The organism is Algoriphagus persicinus (assembly GCF_035156415.1).
Classification (GTDB): domain Bacteria; phylum Bacteroidota; class Bacteroidia; order Cytophagales; family Cyclobacteriaceae; genus Algoriphagus; species Algoriphagus persicinus.
This window is the reverse complement of sequence record NZ_JAYEEY010000048.1, coordinates 1-15913: the sequence shown is the minus strand read 5'-3', so window position 1 is coordinate 15913 and position 15913 is coordinate 1. Positions and strand designations below refer to the sequence as shown.

14 protein-coding genes are annotated in these 15913 nt (G+C 39.5%); 6 read left to right on the top strand and 8 right to left on the bottom strand.

Annotation, left to right across the window (positions count from 1 at the left end):
- Window positions 1–104: 104 nt before the first annotated feature.
- Complete coding sequence (locus U3A58_RS21110; protein ID WP_323826381.1) at window positions 105–401, top strand: phytanoyl-CoA dioxygenase family protein; 297 nt, start codon at window positions 105–107, stop codon at window positions 399–401.
- A gap of 50 nt (window positions 402–451) precedes the next feature.
- On the opposite strand, the gene U3A58_RS21105 is transcribed toward U3A58_RS21110, so the two are convergent.
- From U3A58_RS21105 to U3A58_RS21090, 4 genes are all read right to left on the bottom strand, one after another.
- On the bottom strand, window positions 452–2374 hold the full coding sequence (locus U3A58_RS21105; RefSeq protein ID WP_323826380.1) for an AAA family ATPase: 1923 nt from the start codon (window positions 2372–2374) through the stop codon (window positions 452–454).
- Between the two features lie 152 nt (window positions 2375–2526).
- The gene (locus U3A58_RS21100) at window positions 2527–2787 is read right to left on the bottom strand and encodes a hypothetical protein (RefSeq protein ID WP_323826379.1); all 261 of its coding nucleotides are present in this window, start codon (window positions 2785–2787) and stop codon (window positions 2527–2529) included.
- Window position 2788: 1 nt separating this feature from the next.
- A complete protein-coding gene (locus tag U3A58_RS21095) occupies window positions 2789–3559 on the bottom strand; it encodes an Asp23/Gls24 family envelope stress response protein (protein ID WP_323826378.1) in 771 nt (256 codons plus the stop codon).
- A 339-nt stretch (window positions 3560–3898) separates the two neighbouring features.
- The gene (locus tag U3A58_RS21090; RefSeq protein WP_323826377.1) at window positions 3899–5569 is read right to left on the bottom strand and encodes a serine hydrolase; all 1671 of its coding nucleotides are present in this window, start codon (window positions 5567–5569) and stop codon (window positions 3899–3901) included.
- A 357-nt stretch (window positions 5570–5926) separates the two neighbouring features.
- On the opposite strand from U3A58_RS21090, the gene U3A58_RS21085 reads away from it, so the two are divergent.
- The 5 genes from U3A58_RS21085 to U3A58_RS21065 all read left to right on the top strand — a co-directional run bounded on the left by U3A58_RS21085 (window position 5927) and on the right by U3A58_RS21065 (window position 11506).
- Complete coding sequence (locus U3A58_RS21085) at window positions 5927–7330, top strand: sugar porter family MFS transporter (RefSeq protein ID WP_323826376.1); 1404 nt, start codon at window positions 5927–5929, stop codon at window positions 7328–7330.
- Window positions 7331–7480: 150 nt separating this feature from the next.
- A complete protein-coding gene (locus U3A58_RS21080; protein ID WP_323826375.1) occupies window positions 7481–8413 on the top strand; it encodes a glycosyl hydrolase in 933 nt (310 codons plus the stop codon).
- A 2-nt stretch (window positions 8414–8415) separates the two neighbouring features.
- Window positions 8416–10857: a glycosyl hydrolase gene (locus U3A58_RS21075; RefSeq protein ID WP_323826374.1), complete on the top strand. Its 2442-nt coding sequence runs from the start codon at window positions 8416–8418 to the stop codon at window positions 10855–10857.
- Window positions 10827–11102, top strand: coding sequence for a helix-turn-helix domain-containing protein (locus U3A58_RS21070; protein WP_323826373.1), 276 nt, complete (start codon window positions 10827–10829; stop codon window positions 11100–11102). Before U3A58_RS21075 ends, U3A58_RS21070 begins: the two co-directional genes overlap by 31 nt.
- 212 nt (window positions 11103–11314) lie before the next feature.
- Window positions 11315–11506, top strand: coding sequence for a C-terminal helicase domain-containing protein (locus U3A58_RS21065; protein WP_323826382.1), 192 nt, complete (start codon window positions 11315–11317; stop codon window positions 11504–11506).
- A gap of 180 nt (window positions 11507–11686) precedes the next feature.
- On the opposite strand, the gene U3A58_RS21060 is transcribed toward U3A58_RS21065, so the two are convergent.
- The 4 genes from U3A58_RS21060 to U3A58_RS21045 form a co-directional block, all read right to left on the bottom strand.
- Window positions 11687–13015, bottom strand: coding sequence for an ammonium transporter (locus tag U3A58_RS21060; RefSeq protein ID WP_323826372.1), 1329 nt, complete (start codon window positions 13013–13015; stop codon window positions 11687–11689).
- Window positions 13016–13183: 168 nt separating this feature from the next.
- Window positions 13184–14029, bottom strand: coding sequence for an N-acetylmuramoyl-L-alanine amidase-like domain-containing protein (locus tag U3A58_RS21055; protein ID WP_323826371.1), 846 nt, complete (start codon window positions 14027–14029; stop codon window positions 13184–13186).
- A gap of 85 nt (window positions 14030–14114) precedes the next feature.
- Window positions 14115–14519 carry a thermonuclease family protein gene (locus tag U3A58_RS21050; protein WP_323826370.1) on the bottom strand — a complete coding sequence of 135 codons (405 nt, stop codon included), beginning with the start codon at window positions 14517–14519 and terminating at the stop codon, window positions 14115–14117.
- A 501-nt stretch (window positions 14520–15020) separates the two neighbouring features.
- A complete protein-coding gene (locus U3A58_RS21045) occupies window positions 15021–15284 on the bottom strand; it encodes an RNA polymerase sigma factor (protein ID WP_323826369.1) in 264 nt (87 codons plus the stop codon).
- Window positions 15285–15913: the final 629 nt, after the last annotated feature.

Here is a 15913-nt window from a genome sequence, read left to right as displayed (position 1 = left end):
TCCAGAGCCATAAGCAAAAAGACCTATACCAACTTCTGCCCTCAAACTGGCAGCAGCACAGGATTAACTGAATTCCTTACAATTCCTAGCCCAAACTATATGGGATGCTCGGAGGGATACGAATCAACAACTTTGATCATGTGATCGAAGCATTTGATTTGGGAGAGGTGAGCTTCCACTCAGGCTGGGTTTTCCATCGTGGCGGAGCTAATCAGACGGAACAGATGCGAAAGGTTATAATGGTGATTTACATGGATGCTACCGCCAAACTCAAAAATCCTGAGAATGATAATCAGATCCATGATTGGAATACCTGGTGTCCGGGAGCGAAGATCGGTGAAGTGATCGATACGGAATTGAATCCTGTGGCGGGGGGATTTAGGCTAAAGTTTAGTATATGAACCGCGGCATCCCGCAGGGTGCTATGATTTCATATAGTGCTATGACCTTTTCAATATATATTTTTGATGTTATCAATCCAGTCTGGCACTTCATAGCCCTCACCGATTTTCGAAACGTACTTTTTGGCGAAATCAAATTTATTATTACCTGCGTTAAAGAAGTTATCAAGTAATTTTAATTTACTTGGGGATAAGTCCAGAGCGAAATAAACAGATTCTTGAGAGGGATCAGTGATATCATTTAAGACATTTGCCAATTCGGGGAAGTCATCTTTAAATTCTAAAAGTGTCTCATAAAATAATTTACCGTTTAAGGAATCTTCAATTTCAGTTTTAGGAGAAACAGGATTTGATTCAATTTTAACAAGCTTAGTTTTTCTTTCTGATTCAACATTTACAATTCTATAGCACATCAAGTTTTTCAATTCATCTCGTGTTGGATATTGAACCAACTCGGCATCAGTATCGGATATTAAAACAACTTTACCCTGAATCTCTTTTTTGAAGTCTTCATATGCAACTTGTAGATTATTATATATTCTCTTTATTTCAGTAGCACCTCCAACTGGAATAATTCTCAATTTTTTCTCTTTTTTTATATCTGCGAAATAGCTTTCAAAGTAAATCTTTTCAGAACTACCTTCGCAAATTAGCCAGTTGTATGGTTCATCTGTTAAGATACTAGTTACAACAGATTGAGTAAAATCATTAATACTTTTTAATCTAATGTCATATGGCAATTTGCCTTTGGAAGTTTTTATTGATTGCTTAACAGTTTCTCTATAGCTACAAATGTCAACCAAATCGAAAATATGTTCTTTCTCATTCTTGGAAATGACACTCACGCACCCATCTTCTACTGTAGGAATAAAACCATACCAGTGTGTAGTGAAAATTAATTGTTTACATAATAAACTAACTTCAAAAAGTTTATTGAATTGGTCATAACAAGCTGACATATGAAGTGAAGATTCGGGCTCATCAATTCCAAGAATTATATGTTGAGTATCAGTTCTATAGCTTTTCAAAAAATGATATGCCAATTCAATTATGGCTTTTTGTTTTTCACCCGAACTTAACGAAGACATTTCTAGCCAATGTGCTCCTTCCTTTTTATGAAGTTTTCTTATTTTAAAATATGCTTCAACAATAAGCTTGTAAACATCATGTTTCCTAAGATTTACTTGTCTTTCACCACCTGTTCGAAATGCATATTCTTCTAAAATGTCCGAAACTGAATCAATGAATTTATTTAAACTAAAATTTATTTCTTGAATTTTATTCTGTGGAACGCATTTTTCAACTATTTCATTTAATGTTTCACCCATTAGAGACTGTATTTCTCTTGTTTCTAATTGAGTAAAATTTTCGGGGTCAATATCTTTTGGAATATATATAAATTCAAATAATACTTTAAGTTCACCGAGTAAGCTTTGATAGACACTCAAATCTTCATCTGGTATTTGTTGAAGAGTTTTATCAAAATCAGTGATAACTAGTTCGCCCAATTTTTTCGTATTAAAAAAACTTAAACTGGGTACATTGTCATAAGCATTTCCTAATGGTAAAAGAAAATATTTGTCACTATCAAAATCACGTTTTAAGATTTCACGTTGAATCGAAAATGTCTTAAACTGGTCTCTGTTTTGTGAAAGGATATCTGACTCCTCCACTTCCCAGGTATATCCACTTAATAACTCTGCTACATCAATATTTTCTTGATTAATTGAGGTTTTCTCGATCAAGAAAATTGGAACAATATGGGGTCTTGTAGTTGTAAACCCACTTTTTCTAGTTACGATATTATAATTCCAAGTTTTACCATTAAAAAAACTGTCCAGAGCTTCTAGTACTGAACTTTTTCCAATTCCGTTGTTTCCAACAAGGCCGCAGAAATTAGGTCCATGAGAAATTGGAACATAATTTATACCATTGTAGGTTTTAAAATTTCTAAGAATAGTGCCTATTATCATTTAGTCTCTTTTTAATTGGTGATATCGGGTTGCATATGGCTTGTGGCGGTTTCGAAGCACTTTCCTGTCCACCGAAACCAAATTTGGCTATGGAGCGAAACCCTGCTGATAGCCGTTCACCCGCCATAAGCTATATGCGTTTTTGGGGGTAGTTATTTTTTTCTTTCCTTCAAATATTCCCACACGGTTGTATTCATTCGGCCCCAATAATTTTGAACATTAAGTTCGATAATGAAAATGCTTTCCTTATCGTGTCCGCTTGATAGTTTATCATAAATCTCTTTTGAAGAAAATGTAGATTCTACTATCCAATTGTCTGAAAAGTATTTGAGCCAAGTGCCTAAAGATTTTATTCTATCATTAAAGGCCTCGTTTTCTTTTATACTTGTTTGTATTAAATATGTCTTTTTCATTTTAGGCCTTTTTGATTTGAAATTGACTTTTAAATTCTGTTAATCGATTCTTCCATACACCATTCCATTCAACTTCTATCTCGAAACTAACCGGAGTATGATTTTGGGCATACAGACTAAATTTAGCTTTCCATTTACCTTTTGGTTGGTCTTTGCTATTTGGTATTGTCCCGATAAGTAACTGTGTCTTATTGTTTGTTTTTTCCGAATCGGGAGTTGATACTTTTTCTGGTGCAGTTACTTCTACAATATCTAGAAGTTTCTTTCCTCCAGGCGGAATTATTATTGTAGAGGATTCAGTACCGTTCCATTCTAAGGGTGCGCTTGAACATTCAATGTGTTGAGAAATGGAAGTGTCTTTAGGGATAAACTCTAGTTTGTCTAAATACATTTCACAACTTAAAGCAGGAAGGTTTCCTGAGTTAGTTATTTCAATTTTTGTTACATATCGTTTAGCCTTTATCGTTTCTGCTCCTGACTCTGAATCTAAGGCAGAGTCTGTGTCTTCTACCGTGTGTTTTTCAGGAAGGGTAAATGATATACGAGGTCTTTTCCATTGTTCTCTAATGTCGTCTTTAAATAAGGCTATGACAAGCGCAAGAAAAGTAATTGAAGCAGAAATTATTGAAACAACTAACCTGTAATATTCTCCTTTGGAGAGAGAATCATCTGTAAAACTAGGTTTGAAAGCCTCAATTGGCAGATAATTGCCAATGGAATAGCCAATCAATACGCAGATCAACAGAATTCCAATTTTTAAAAGTCTATTCATTTATGTTTATTTTTTTAATTACCCCCAACATCTGCGTATACGCAGCTAATCACTTATATTTTCTAAACATCTTTTATTCTCCCCAAAATCTCAATGTTCCTCCCTTGAAGATTCCGTCGTTCAAGAAAGGAAGTTTTAAGTTGTAATTCATACCCTATACAGGGTATTTTATGCCTTTCCCCAAACCCTAACCTGATCTCATGAAGTTGATCTATAGCTACAACCAAACTTACCTTTGGCTGATTAGCCTCACGGCAGCATTGTACTTGTTTTCAGTTTTAACAAATTGGGTTTGTATATGAATCGTTTTAATAGTTTAACCCCTTCGTTGCGTACAGTTTATTTTATCTTTTCAAAAAATAAGTTTCGGACTCGACCATTAGACACTATACAACCTGTGATTAGATTATTTTCATCTCTGATGAACTCGACTTGTCCAAAAAACCAAGCTTCACCGAAAAACATATCGTCCTTTATGTGATTCAACTTGAAATCACTTAATCGGCTGTGTTTTGCAATTAGGCTATCACCGACAACAGTGAATGTGTAAGTGGTAGATAGTTCTTCGCTATAATATTCTCCAGAATAGTCAGCAAGATTCACATCAGACTTGTTGGATTCAGTTACTCTTGGTGCATCCATTATTTGACCTCCCTGATGAAGTTTTATAAGTTTTATGTTTTCTCCTTCATTAGGAATAAACTCAATTTTAGCTTCAACGCCTTCGACATTAAATTCGGTGGTTGAGATTGGTGTCAATGGAAGCTCTGCTTGTCCTGTCGCTTTGCCTGATAGTTTGCCATCATTTAAACTAATACTAATTACGAATCCAGGTTGTAATTCAAAATCACCCACATAGCTATTTAATACATCTTCATCAACAGTAACTGCTTCAGAGCTGCTGGCTTCTTTCGGTTTGTCTTCTGGTTTCAGTTTATCTTTTAGATAGATATCTACAATTTGATGAGCTATACCGCCTGTGTTGAATTCGGCTGAATTACTAAAAACAATTACGGCAAAATTTTCGCTAGGATATCGAGATAAATAAGAACGATAACCAGCGTCTGCACCACCATGTTCTATTTGGTTTATTCCTTTGTAGTCACCAACAAATTGACCAAGAGCTCCTCCGAAAGTTTCACCGTTGTTGAGTACAGCAAGGGTATTCATTTTATTTACAATAGTTGAATCTCCTACTTTTAAGTCCGTAAAATTCATTGCCCACAGACTCAAATCCTCAACAGTAGTAAAAAGACTTGTTGCTCCAACATTCGCATAATTCAAAACACTTTTTTTATATCCAGCAGAATCAGGTTGATAGGAGTACGCTCTATTCTTTACAATTTTCTCATGATCATCGTAAAAAAGGGTGTTATTCATTTCTAAAGGTTCAAAGATGTTCGTCTTGGTAAATTCAGCAAAAGACACGTCAGAAACTCTGGAAACTACTTCAGCCAAAAGCGTAAAGCCCGTATTACAATAGGCATATTCCTCACCTGGATTAAAGTTTAGTTCCTTTTGCTTACTCACAAGTTTTAAAACGTGCTCTTTGGTAATGACATCATCCATTCTCCAACCAGCCATTGATAATAAATTCCATTGATCTCTTAACCCACTAGTATGAGAAGCTAAATGTCTTAGTGTAATGGTCTTGCCAAAGTCTGGTACTTCAGGAATGAATTTTCTTATATCATCATCTAAGCTTAGTTTGCCTTGTTTTTCTAATAATAAAATCGAAAAAACAGTAAACTGTTTTGATACAGAGGCAATGTGAAATACTGAAGATGGGGTTATCGGGATGTCGTATTCTAAATTGGCAATGCCATAGCCTTTCTTATAAATGATTGCCCCATCTTTAACGATTGCCACCGCAGCTCCTGGCGTATTATCCGTATCCCATTTCGTGAAAAGTTCGTCAACTTGTTTCTGTTTCTCAATTTGAGCTTGGATGGTACTTATTGGAATAAAAAGTAATATGAGTAGTGATAATCTAGTCAGTGTCTGATTCATAAGTAAAAGGTTTATTTGAGCAAACTTCTACTGTCTGTGTGCTCAGTAACTTGCATTTATTTTAAAAATACCTATTTAATTCTTCCTGAAATCTCAGTTTTCATCCCCTGAAGATTCCTTTATACAAGAAAGTAAGTTTTAAGTTGTAATTCATACCCTATGCAGGGTATTTTATGCTTTTTTGTAGTATTGGAGAATGGCTCCTGAGCTGAAGGTCTTTGTCCGAATTCAACAATGGAAATAATGTACAGAATAAGAAAACAAAGCTTTTTGGAAACCACAGGATAGCTGGCGATAATAATACAGTTATTTTATCGCTTTGATTTAGAGCTGTTTTCCTAACCTAACCCTGAACTCATGAAGTCGACCTATGCCTATAATCAAACTTACATTTGGCTCATTACCCTCACGGCCGCTTTAGGAGGATTTTTGTTTGGCTATGACTGGGTAGTAATTGGTGGGGCTAAGCCATTTTACGAGCCCTTTTTCAATATTACCTCAGTCGGAGATCAGGGCTGGGGGACGAGCTCAGCATTGGTTGGCTGTATGATTGGCGCAGGGATTTGCATACTCATCAGTGATAAGCTCGGAAGGAAAAGATTACTTATTGTCTCCGGATTGCTCTTCTCCTTATCGGCTATTGGAACCGCTCTGTCAGGTACTTTTTGGGAATTCAATTTCTTTAGAATCATTGGCGGTGTGGCCATGGGAGTGGCTTTGAACCTCTCACCGCTTTACATCGCCGAACTTTCTCCTCCAGAAAAGCGAGGCAAAATGGTTACGATCAATCAACTTCTGATTATGATCGGTGTGCTTTTGGCTCAGTTGGTGAATTGGCAAATATCGCTTGCCGATACCCAGCTGGCCGATGATGCAAGCTTTGAGATGATAGCAGCGAGTTGGAGTGGGCAAAATGGCTGGAGATGGATGTTTGCGGCAGAAGCAGTTCCGGCACTTTTATTTTTTGTATTGATGTTTTTCGTGCCTGAATCTGTTCCTTGGCTAATCAAGAATAGGGAAGAGGACCGAGCGAGAAAAATTCTTGTAAAAATCGGAGGCGAGGAGTATGCGGAAGACTCTATTTTCGAAGTCAAAACCACTTTGAAGGAAGGCGATTTTGGCCAGGTACATCTCAAGGAATTGTTTCAGAAAAGGATCATGAAGTTGCTCGGAATTGGTATTTTCTTAGCTTTTCTCCAGCAATGGAGCGGGATCAATGTGGTGATCTATTATGCGGCAGATATCTTCCAAGCGGCAGGTTACAATCTAAAGCAAATGATGTTGAACATAGTGGTAATAGGGGGAGTGATGGTGCTATCGGTATTCATTACCATTTTCACGGTGGACAGATTTGGTAGAAAGAAGCTTTTGTTGATAGGAACATCAGCAATGGCTTTGCTTTATGGATTGATAGGATACTTTTTCTTAATCGACCTGGGAGGCGACTTGGTTGTATTAGCTGTATTGGCCAATGTGATGTTCTATTCCTTCACTTTGGCACCATTACTTTGGGTGGTGCTTTCGGAAATTTTCCCAACACGTATCCGTGGAGCGGCAATTTCTATCGGTGCCTTAGCACATTGGGTTGGGAATTTTACCTTGACCTATTTCTTTCCAGCGATTCGGGAGAATCTAGGTTGGGCAAATAATTTTTGGCTGTACGGTGTAATTTGTGCCTTTGGTTTCTTGGTGATTTACTTTGTCTTGCCTGAGACTAAGGGGAAGTCTTTGGAAGAGATAGAGAAGGAGTTGGTGGGGTAAACTTGGTTGGTTTGGCCATTATATTTTCCGAAAATGCTTAGTATTTAGAGGCAGTTCATTCGATATTTCACTTGCATACCATACTGCACAGGATGCTTGAGTCAAAATGAAACATTAGGTTAGAAGAGAATTCAATCCAATAGACATAACATGAAAAAACTATCCTCACTTCTCCTACTTGTATTTTTTGCTTTTAATTCTATTGCTCAGCAAATTCCATCCAATGATCAGTTGTATTCCAGTTTTTTAGCTCCACCTAATGCGGCAAAACCGCGGGTCTGGTGGCATTGGATGAATGGAAATATTACCCAGGATGGTATCCGAAAGGATTTAGATTGGATGGTACGCTCTGGAATAGGAGGTTTTCAAAATTTCGACGCTAATCTGTTTACACCTGTTGTGGTGGAGAAAAAACTGGTGTTTATGACTCCTGAATGGAAAGAAGCTTTCAAGCTGGCTACGGATTTGGCAGGAGAGAAGGGGTTGGAAATGGCAATAGCAGGATCTCCAGGTTGGTCTGTGACTGGCGGTCCATGGGTTGAGCCAAAAGATGGTATGAAAAAATATGTGTGGTCGGAAACTCAAATCACTGGAGGAAAGACTTTTCAGGGCACTTTGCCACAGCCTCCTGACGTAACAGGTAAATACCAAGAAGCAAAAATTGAGGGAGGGGGGATTTCAGGTGGATTTATTGGAAAGCTGCCCGAATACTACCAAGATGCTTTTGTGATCGCATATAAGCTTCCGGAAACAGAAATCTCCCTTCAAGAATTGAACCCCAAAATATCCCTGAGTGGAGGAGCTTTTGATGCATCTGGGCTGCTCGATGGAGAGATAGATGAGCATTTTTTCCTTCCTCCAATGGAAGTGGGAGAGGACATGTGGATTCAATATTCTTTTGAGGAAGCTCAGACCTTTCGGGCGTTGGGTGTGTCCGGAGCTACTTTCAGTGCGCTATCTGAATTTAATGGAGGTCCTGAAAACAGGTCACTAAAGGTGAGCGATGATGGGCTGAGCTTCCGCACGATAGCTCGGGTATCANGCTATCTGAATTTAATGGAGGTCCTGAAAACAGGTCACTAAAGGTGAGCGATGATGGGCTGAGCTTCCGCACGATAGCTCGGGTATCAGGCAGTACTGTGCCGTTTAATACGGTTTCTTTTCCTCCAACTACTGCCAAATTCTGGAGAATGTCCTTTGAAACCTTACCTCCAATTCCCAATTTATTCGCAGCATTGTCAGGTGCGCCTATGGAAGAGCCTAAACCTGACGGTGTAAATGTTGCGGAATTTGTCCTATATACCACCTCCAGAATTGATCAAATTGAGGACAAGGCTGGTTTTTCACCTTGGAGTGAAAATGGAGAATTAGCATCAAAGGATTTTGAAAACGGGTCTTCAGATGCTATTGCTTTGAATCAAGTAATCGACTTAAGTGATCAGATGAAGCCTGACGGGTCTCTAATTTGGGATGCACCTGATGGGGATTGGATGATTATGCGATTTGGCTATTCATTGACAGGTCGCCAAAACCACCCGGCTTCTCCTGAAGCCACAGGACTGGAAGTGGACAAACTAGATGCAGAGGCCGTCAAAAGGTACATCAATCATTATTTGGATTTGTATAAAGATGCTACTGGAGACAAGCTTGGAAAGGAGGGCTTGCAGTATATGATTCTGGATAGCTATGAAGCCGGTCATATGAACTGGACTGAGAATTTCCCGGCTGAATTTCAAAAAAGAAGAGGATACTCACTTATTTCTTATTTGCCTGCTCTCACAGGTAGAGTAGTGGGATCAGCTGAGAAAAGTGAGAAATTCCTGTGGGATTTCCGGAAAACAATCGGTGAAATGATCGCTGACAATCATTATAATGTGATAGGTGAGGAGCTCAAAAAGCGTGGGATGAAGCGCTATACTGAATCCCATGAAAACAAACGAATCTACTTGGCAGATGGGATGGATGTAAAGCGAAATGCGGATATTCCTATGTCAGCCATGTGGACACCTGGCAGTCTTGCAGGCGGTACTGATGAAGAAGTTCGTAGCGAAGCAGATATCCGAGAGTCGGCATCCGTTGCCAATATTTATGGGAAGCCCTTTGTCGCAGCAGAATCGATGACCTCTGTGGGTAAGCCCTTTCAGGAATACCCGGAGGTTTTGAAGAGAACAGCAGATTTGGAAATGGCTTCAGGAGTAAATCGCTTTGTGATCCATACGTCGGTTCACCAGCCTTTGGAGGATAAGAAGCCTGGATTTTCACTTGGACCCTTTGGTCAATACTTTACCAGACAGGAAACTTGGGCTGAAATGGCTAGACCTTGGATGGATTATTTGGCGCGAAGTTCCTATTTATTGCAGCAAGGCAAGAATGTTGCCGACATTCTCTATCTCTATGGTCAAAACACAAATATTACGTGGGTTTCACGCGATCAGCTTCCTGAAATTCCAGAAGGATATGAATTTGACTATGTGAATTCTACCATTCTAATCGAGGATATTGAAGTTGAAGGAAACAAGTTGAAAGCTCCGAGCGGGAATACCTATGAAGCTTTGATGCTGGACGAAAGTACCTCTCTGATGACATTTTCAGTTCTTCAAAAAATCAAAAAGCTTGCTGATGCTGGCGTGAGAATAATAGGGAAAAAGCCAGTTAAATCCCCAAGTCTAGCGGATGATAATCAGGAATTTCAGATGCTGGCAAATGAAATTTGGGGTAAATCAAATGTGGGCACATCTCCGGATATTGCAGTACAGGCAGACCTGCTAATCACAAATACGGATCATGAAATATTATTCAAACATCGTCGATCAGCAGATCGGGACATTTATTGGTTAAACAATAGAAGCATAGATCCAACTACCGCTGCGGTGGATTTTAGGGTATCGGGCAAAGTTCCCAAGCTTTTGAATCCCATTACCGGAAATGTGAAAGAAGTTTCCTATGAGATCAAAGACGGGCGCACAGTTATTCCTTTAAGTTTTGAGTCTTGGGACGCGTACTTTATTGTATTCGAAGGAGAGGCTGCACAGAATTCTTATGAAGTGAAAGCTAAAACGGAAGCCCTGGAAGTTGAATTGAAAGGCGATTGGAATGTTGCTATTGCCGGGAAAACGATTTCTCCTCCGACTTTAAGTTCTTGGCATGAAAGTGCTGATGCGGAGGTGAAATATTTCTCTGGAACTGCTACTTATAAAACAAGCTTTAATCTGGCAAGCATAGATCAAAGCAGTGCCTATGAACTTGACTTAGGCGAAGTAAAGGTGATGGCTGAAGTATGGCTAAATGGCAAGAAACAGGGGATTGTCTGGAAAACTCCATTCCGACTAGACATAACTGAGGGATTAAAATCCGGTGAAAATCTATTGGAAGTCAAAGTCGCCAATTCTTGGGTGAACCGATTGATAGGAGATGCACAGCCGGGCGCAGAGAAAACCACCTTTACCACCATGCCTTTTTACCAAGCGAAAACTCCTCTTGTGAAATCAGGTTTGATGTGGCCGGTGAAGATTATGAGAGTTTATTAACGTTAATTCTGATTCACAGCAATGATGTCAGTGATGCGGATTCTCTTGCATTCAGGCTTGGCATTATGCTAAAAGAAGCTCGAAAAGAGGCGAAATTGACACAAGAAGAACTTGCCGAAAAAACAGGAACGAAAAAAAGCTATATCTCGCGAATTGAACGTGGATTGAGCGATATTCAAATTTCAACCTATTACAAACTGATTGAGATTGGGCTTGGAAAACATCTTAATATAGAAATAGGGTAACGAAATAGTAGCGTGGGCAACATGAGTTGATAAAAGCACGATCCTGGTTTCCTATGTTTCGGGTTCTTGGCAAACTTTGTCTCAGTGGCTAATTACGTAGCTCCGAAATCCCGCACTAGACATATACTGGACCGTTGGGTTGCACAGGGAAGAAATCGCGCATGACGAGCGGACGACACACAGGGGAATAATTATCAACCAAGCGAGATTCCATCTGCCTGGCAGGAGGAACCGGGCTAAATCTGACGGCAGCAGATTATGTATATATTCTCGATCCCTGGTGGAATCCTGCCGTGGAAAATCAGGCGATTGATCGATGCTATCGAATGGGGCAAGATAAAAAAGTGGTTGCCTATAGGATGATTTGCAAGGATACTGTGGAAGAAAAAATCATGGAGATGTAAAAGTCCAAATTGAAACTCGCCAAAGAAGTAATCTCTGAAGGAGATGGGTTTCTGACTGGCATGAATGGGGAATCCATGTTGCAGCTTTTTGATTAAGGTGGTTTCTGTGTTGGATTTGGCGGAAAAAAAGGAAGCCTCACTTAGTCAAATTTGAGGCTTTTGAGTTGGGTAAGAAGGGGCTTAGATCGTCTCCCCATGCTGTGAAATATCCAAACCGATTTCTTCATATTCCTCCCGTACCCGCAGGGTCACAAACTTGTTGAGAAGAAAGAAAATAGCATAAGCCATCCCAAAGGAGAAAAGGGATACTCCTATCAGGACAAGCATATGTGATCCAAATATAGCCCAGCCACCATGAAGCAGACTAGAGCCTTCCTTCCCGGCAAAAATTGCTGTTAAGATCATTCCCATGATTCCGCCAATACCATGGCAAGCAAATACGTCAAGCGTATCGTCTATTTTCTTCAAAAACTTGGCGTTCATGGCCAGATTGGATACAATTGCACCAACTGCGCCAAAAAAGAAACTTTGCGGAATAGTAATATAACCTGCAGCAGGTGTGATGACTACTAGACCTACTACCGCTCCTATGCATGCTTGCAGTGCGGAGATTTTCCTTCCTTGTATTCTATCAAATAGCACCCAGGTCATCATCGCGGTGGCTGAACTTATTGTTGTCGTCGCAAAAGCTAAAGCAGCAGTTGCATTTGCACCAAAAGAGGAGCCGGCATTAAATCCAAACCAGCCAAACCATAGCATTCCGGTCCCTAGGAGCACATACGTGATATTAGAAGGCTCGTGGTGCGGCTTGTTTCTTTTGCCTAAAAATATGGCACCAGCCAAGGAAGCCAGACCTGCACTGATGTGTACTACTGTGCCCCCGGCAAAATCAAGTACTCCGAAATAGGAGCCAATAAGCCCGTTGGGATGCCAAACCATGTGAGCAAGAGGAGCATAGACGAAAATGCAAAATATTCCAATGAAGAAAAGGTAACCTATAAATCTTACCCGCTCCGCAAAAGATCCGGTGATGATCGCAGGCGTGATTACTGCAAATTTCATCTGGAATAAGGCAAATAGGATAAATGGAATCGTGGGGCCGAGTGTTTTGTGGGGTATTTCTGCTACCTGATCAAAGAATAGGTACTGAAATGGATTTCCAAAAATCCCGTATTTGACACCATCGATGGTGATGCCGATAGGATCTCCAAAAGCAATGCTAAAGCCTACCACTACCCACAGCATGGTGACTACTCCCAGTGAAATAAAGCTTTGAAGCATGGTGGAAATGAGGTTTTTCTTGCCTACCATTCCCCCATAAAACAGGGAAAGCCCAGGAGTCATGAGCAAGACCAGACAAGATGCCGTGAGCAGCCAAGCGATATCTGCATAGACCAATTGATCCACCGTCCCGAAATTTTCAAGTATTGGTTGGCTTTGCTTCCAGAATAATCCCACTACCGGAGCTGCAATAGTTATTAGAAAAGCTACTTTCCACTTAAATTTCATTCCACTTTTTACCATGCCCCAAAAGTAAAATAATAAATGTTTTATTCTGTGTTATTTAATTATTACAGAATAAAAAATTAACCAAAATGTAATAATGATCATAAAGTAGTGTGGCTGGAAAAACTCATTTACAGTTTCTAATCGAGTAAAATCCAGGCTTTTACGTTTTTATTTTCCAGTAAGTCTGGCCACCATGATGCCAGATTGGGATTTATTCCCTTGGAGGTAATCACTTAGGGGCATGGAAGAAATTTCAACTTCTCCGTTTTTGGAACTGGCGTGAAGTAGGTGTATTCTCCCGTTTTTCTCTAGAGCAAAACCCGTATGAACTATGTCCAGATTGGGCATGGAAGTGGTGATGGCGATCAGATCTCCTGATTGGATATTCTTTTCCAGCTTGCTGATTTCGGTTTTCGGAATGTGGAAGTACCTTCTTTCTTTGATGATAGATTCTGTGATTTTGATTTTAGATAGGTTGGCAGGATCGGTTAGCTGCGCATAGAATCTGGGATTTTCAGACATGAAAGTTGGGGCATTTGGATATGGAGATCCTCCGATTTCAGCAGTAATATCTTCAATAATTCCCTTCTGCTCATTTTCATAAATCCAATCGGAAAAATAATGGAGGCGAGAGGAGTATCCTTGATTTTCGCTGTCACGATAGCGAAGGTTCTCCAGCTCTTTTTCAAAAGCTTCAAAAGTAAAGGTGCCCGGCTCTGCCAGCCTGACCAGGGTCGCCACAGTTTCCAGGTAAGTAGTGCAATCCACTCCGGTTAAATTGATTACCAGTTTCTCTTCACCGGGGAGTTCCAGTGTTTTTTCCACGTATGGAGTTTGTAGAAACTCCTTTCCAATGGTGATCACTAGCTCATTTGCAGACTTTCCGCCAAGATCTGTCTCTGAAAGTTGGCTAAGCAAGTCTTCCAGCTTTTGTCGACTTTCAAGTGAGCAGACTGTTTGAGCCTGGGAGAAAAGCGGGAGAATAATGACTAGAAGTAGCAGGAAAGATTTCAAGGTATAGCGATTTAATTGGAACTGGAATTTAGGAGGAATGATGGGAATTGGAAATCATTAGATGATTTTTTGAAATATTATCGACTTACAACCAATTCTCCTCACCCCACATGCCTATTTCTTTCTTCCGGGCTTCTCTTTCTAGCTTTTTGAAATACTCAGCATACTTCACATTTGGGGGAAAAGTGGCAGCGGAGGCATAGCCTTTTTCTATCAGATGGGCATTTAGGAATGTGCCGTCATCCAGATAGACGTAAGCCAGCGTTCTTTTGTATCTGTCATATTTTCCTACATCAAAGACGAGTCGCACTTTTCTACCACATAGAAATTCCTTCACATATTCAGAAGCCTCTTTGCCAAAGAATTCCACTTCGGTTCGGCCTGTTCTTCTCGCTTCTGGTGTGTCAATTCCAATCAAACGGATCTTCTCATCAAGGCCATCTTCATTTGTAACCCAAAAGGTGTCTCCATCTACGAATTTTGATATCACCAGTAATCCAGTTTGCTCTTGGCTAGATGCTGAAAAGGAGATGAAAAGATATGTTAGTATTAAAAATAGTTTTGGGTTCAGATTCATTGTTATAATATGATTGTAGTTTTCTGTTCGTTTAATGGATTGGGATAAGCCTTCTTACTGCCACGACCAACTTAGGATTTCATGCCACTGTCCAGTACGAAGAGAAACGATCACCTAGAGTAAAGGTAAGATGCCAACAACACGCCCATCAGTTTACGTAGAGGGTAGCTGTAAACCAAAAAAAACCTCAAATCTTACTAAATGAGGCTTTTTCTGCTCCCCCTATCAACGATAGTTGCAACCGGAGTAGGGAGTTTTTGATGTTGAAAGAGATTGAAAATCAATTATTTAGGCAAAGACATGAAAAATATTGATTTTGCTTCCTTTTAATTGATGGCAGGGCGGCTTGCTAATTATGAATTTAAAAAGTGATCTCGTCCCTTTAAAAATGGAGGCTTTCAAAAACAAGTTAGGTTATTTGGCAATTACACCACTAGAAGCTCTTCGGCAAATCCCAGCCATCCAGGCATAGAAGGGACCATTTTTAGAATATTCATAACTCTCTATATCCGTCATGATTTTGATGAAAGAAGTATAAAAAACTTCTTCGGCAACTTCTCGATCCGATATGATTCTACAAATTACAGCAAAGAGTGGACGTGAGTATTTTTCATAAAAATACTCGGTGGTCATTCGGTCTTTCGCCTTTAGTCCGGCTATGATTCGTTCTTTCTGCAAAATTGATTCTGAATTTGATGGTATTTTTCTTCAGGTCAGGTTGTTATTACCTTGATGGATTTAGAATCAATAGTCAATCCGAATAAGAGATACCTGCCTAAATCGGGAAAAAAATCTCTTAAAATCAGTTTATGATGAAATTTTGAAGGAAAAAATGGAGAATGATCTCACTTTGCTATATAAGTTGCCGGATTTGAACTAACCAAAAAAATCCACAGGATGGGAATTATTTAAACCAATTAGTCCTAAAGTCTAAAATGGGAATGTATGGATTATCAGGTCAAGCTGACTAGAGTAATTCCTAATAATCCCGAAGGAATTGCATGTTTATAGCTCAGAATTTGTGAATGCTTCATTCGATCTCGCCGAGGCGGATCGTACCATTTCCTGGTTTCTGATTACTATAAACATTTGACTCTTTCTGGGGGTTTTTGCGTAGTTGTGTCTTGGAAAAAAGCTGCAACCATCAAAAAAACCTTGTTTAAATGAAATGGGGAGAGATTAAAACAAAAAAAGAGGCTGTCTCAAAAGTAGATAGTTTAAAAGGCTAGTCGATTACTCGGCTAGCCTTTCTTGTTTTACTCAAAATATGTACTTTGAGGTGTGGAAAAACAAGACTTAAATGTAGT

Bases quoted from the DNA above. Each gene is read 5' to 3' on its own strand.
- U3A58_RS21095 (WP_323826378.1), bottom strand. From the start codon at position 3,559: ATGAATAGACTTTTAAAAATTGGAATTCTGTTGATCTGCGTATTGATT.
- U3A58_RS21110 (WP_323826381.1), top strand. From the start codon at position 105: ATGCTCGGAGGGATACGAATCAACAACTTTGATCATGTGATCGAAGCA.
- U3A58_RS21060 (WP_323826372.1), bottom strand. From the start codon at position 13,015: ATGAAATTTAAGTGGAAAGTAGCTTTTCTAATAACTATTGCAGCTCCG.
- U3A58_RS21090 (WP_323826377.1), bottom strand. From the start codon at position 5,569: ATGAATCAGACACTGACTAGATTATCACTACTCATATTACTTTTTATT.
- U3A58_RS21085 (WP_323826376.1), top strand. From the start codon at position 5,927: ATGAAGTCGACCTATGCCTATAATCAAACTTACATTTGGCTCATTACC.
- U3A58_RS21100 (WP_323826379.1), bottom strand. From the start codon at position 2,787: ATGAAAAAGACATATTTAATACAAACAAGTATAAAAGAAAACGAGGCC.
- U3A58_RS21105 (WP_323826380.1), bottom strand. From the start codon at position 2,374: ATGATAATAGGCACTATTCTTAGAAATTTTAAAACCTACAATGGTATA.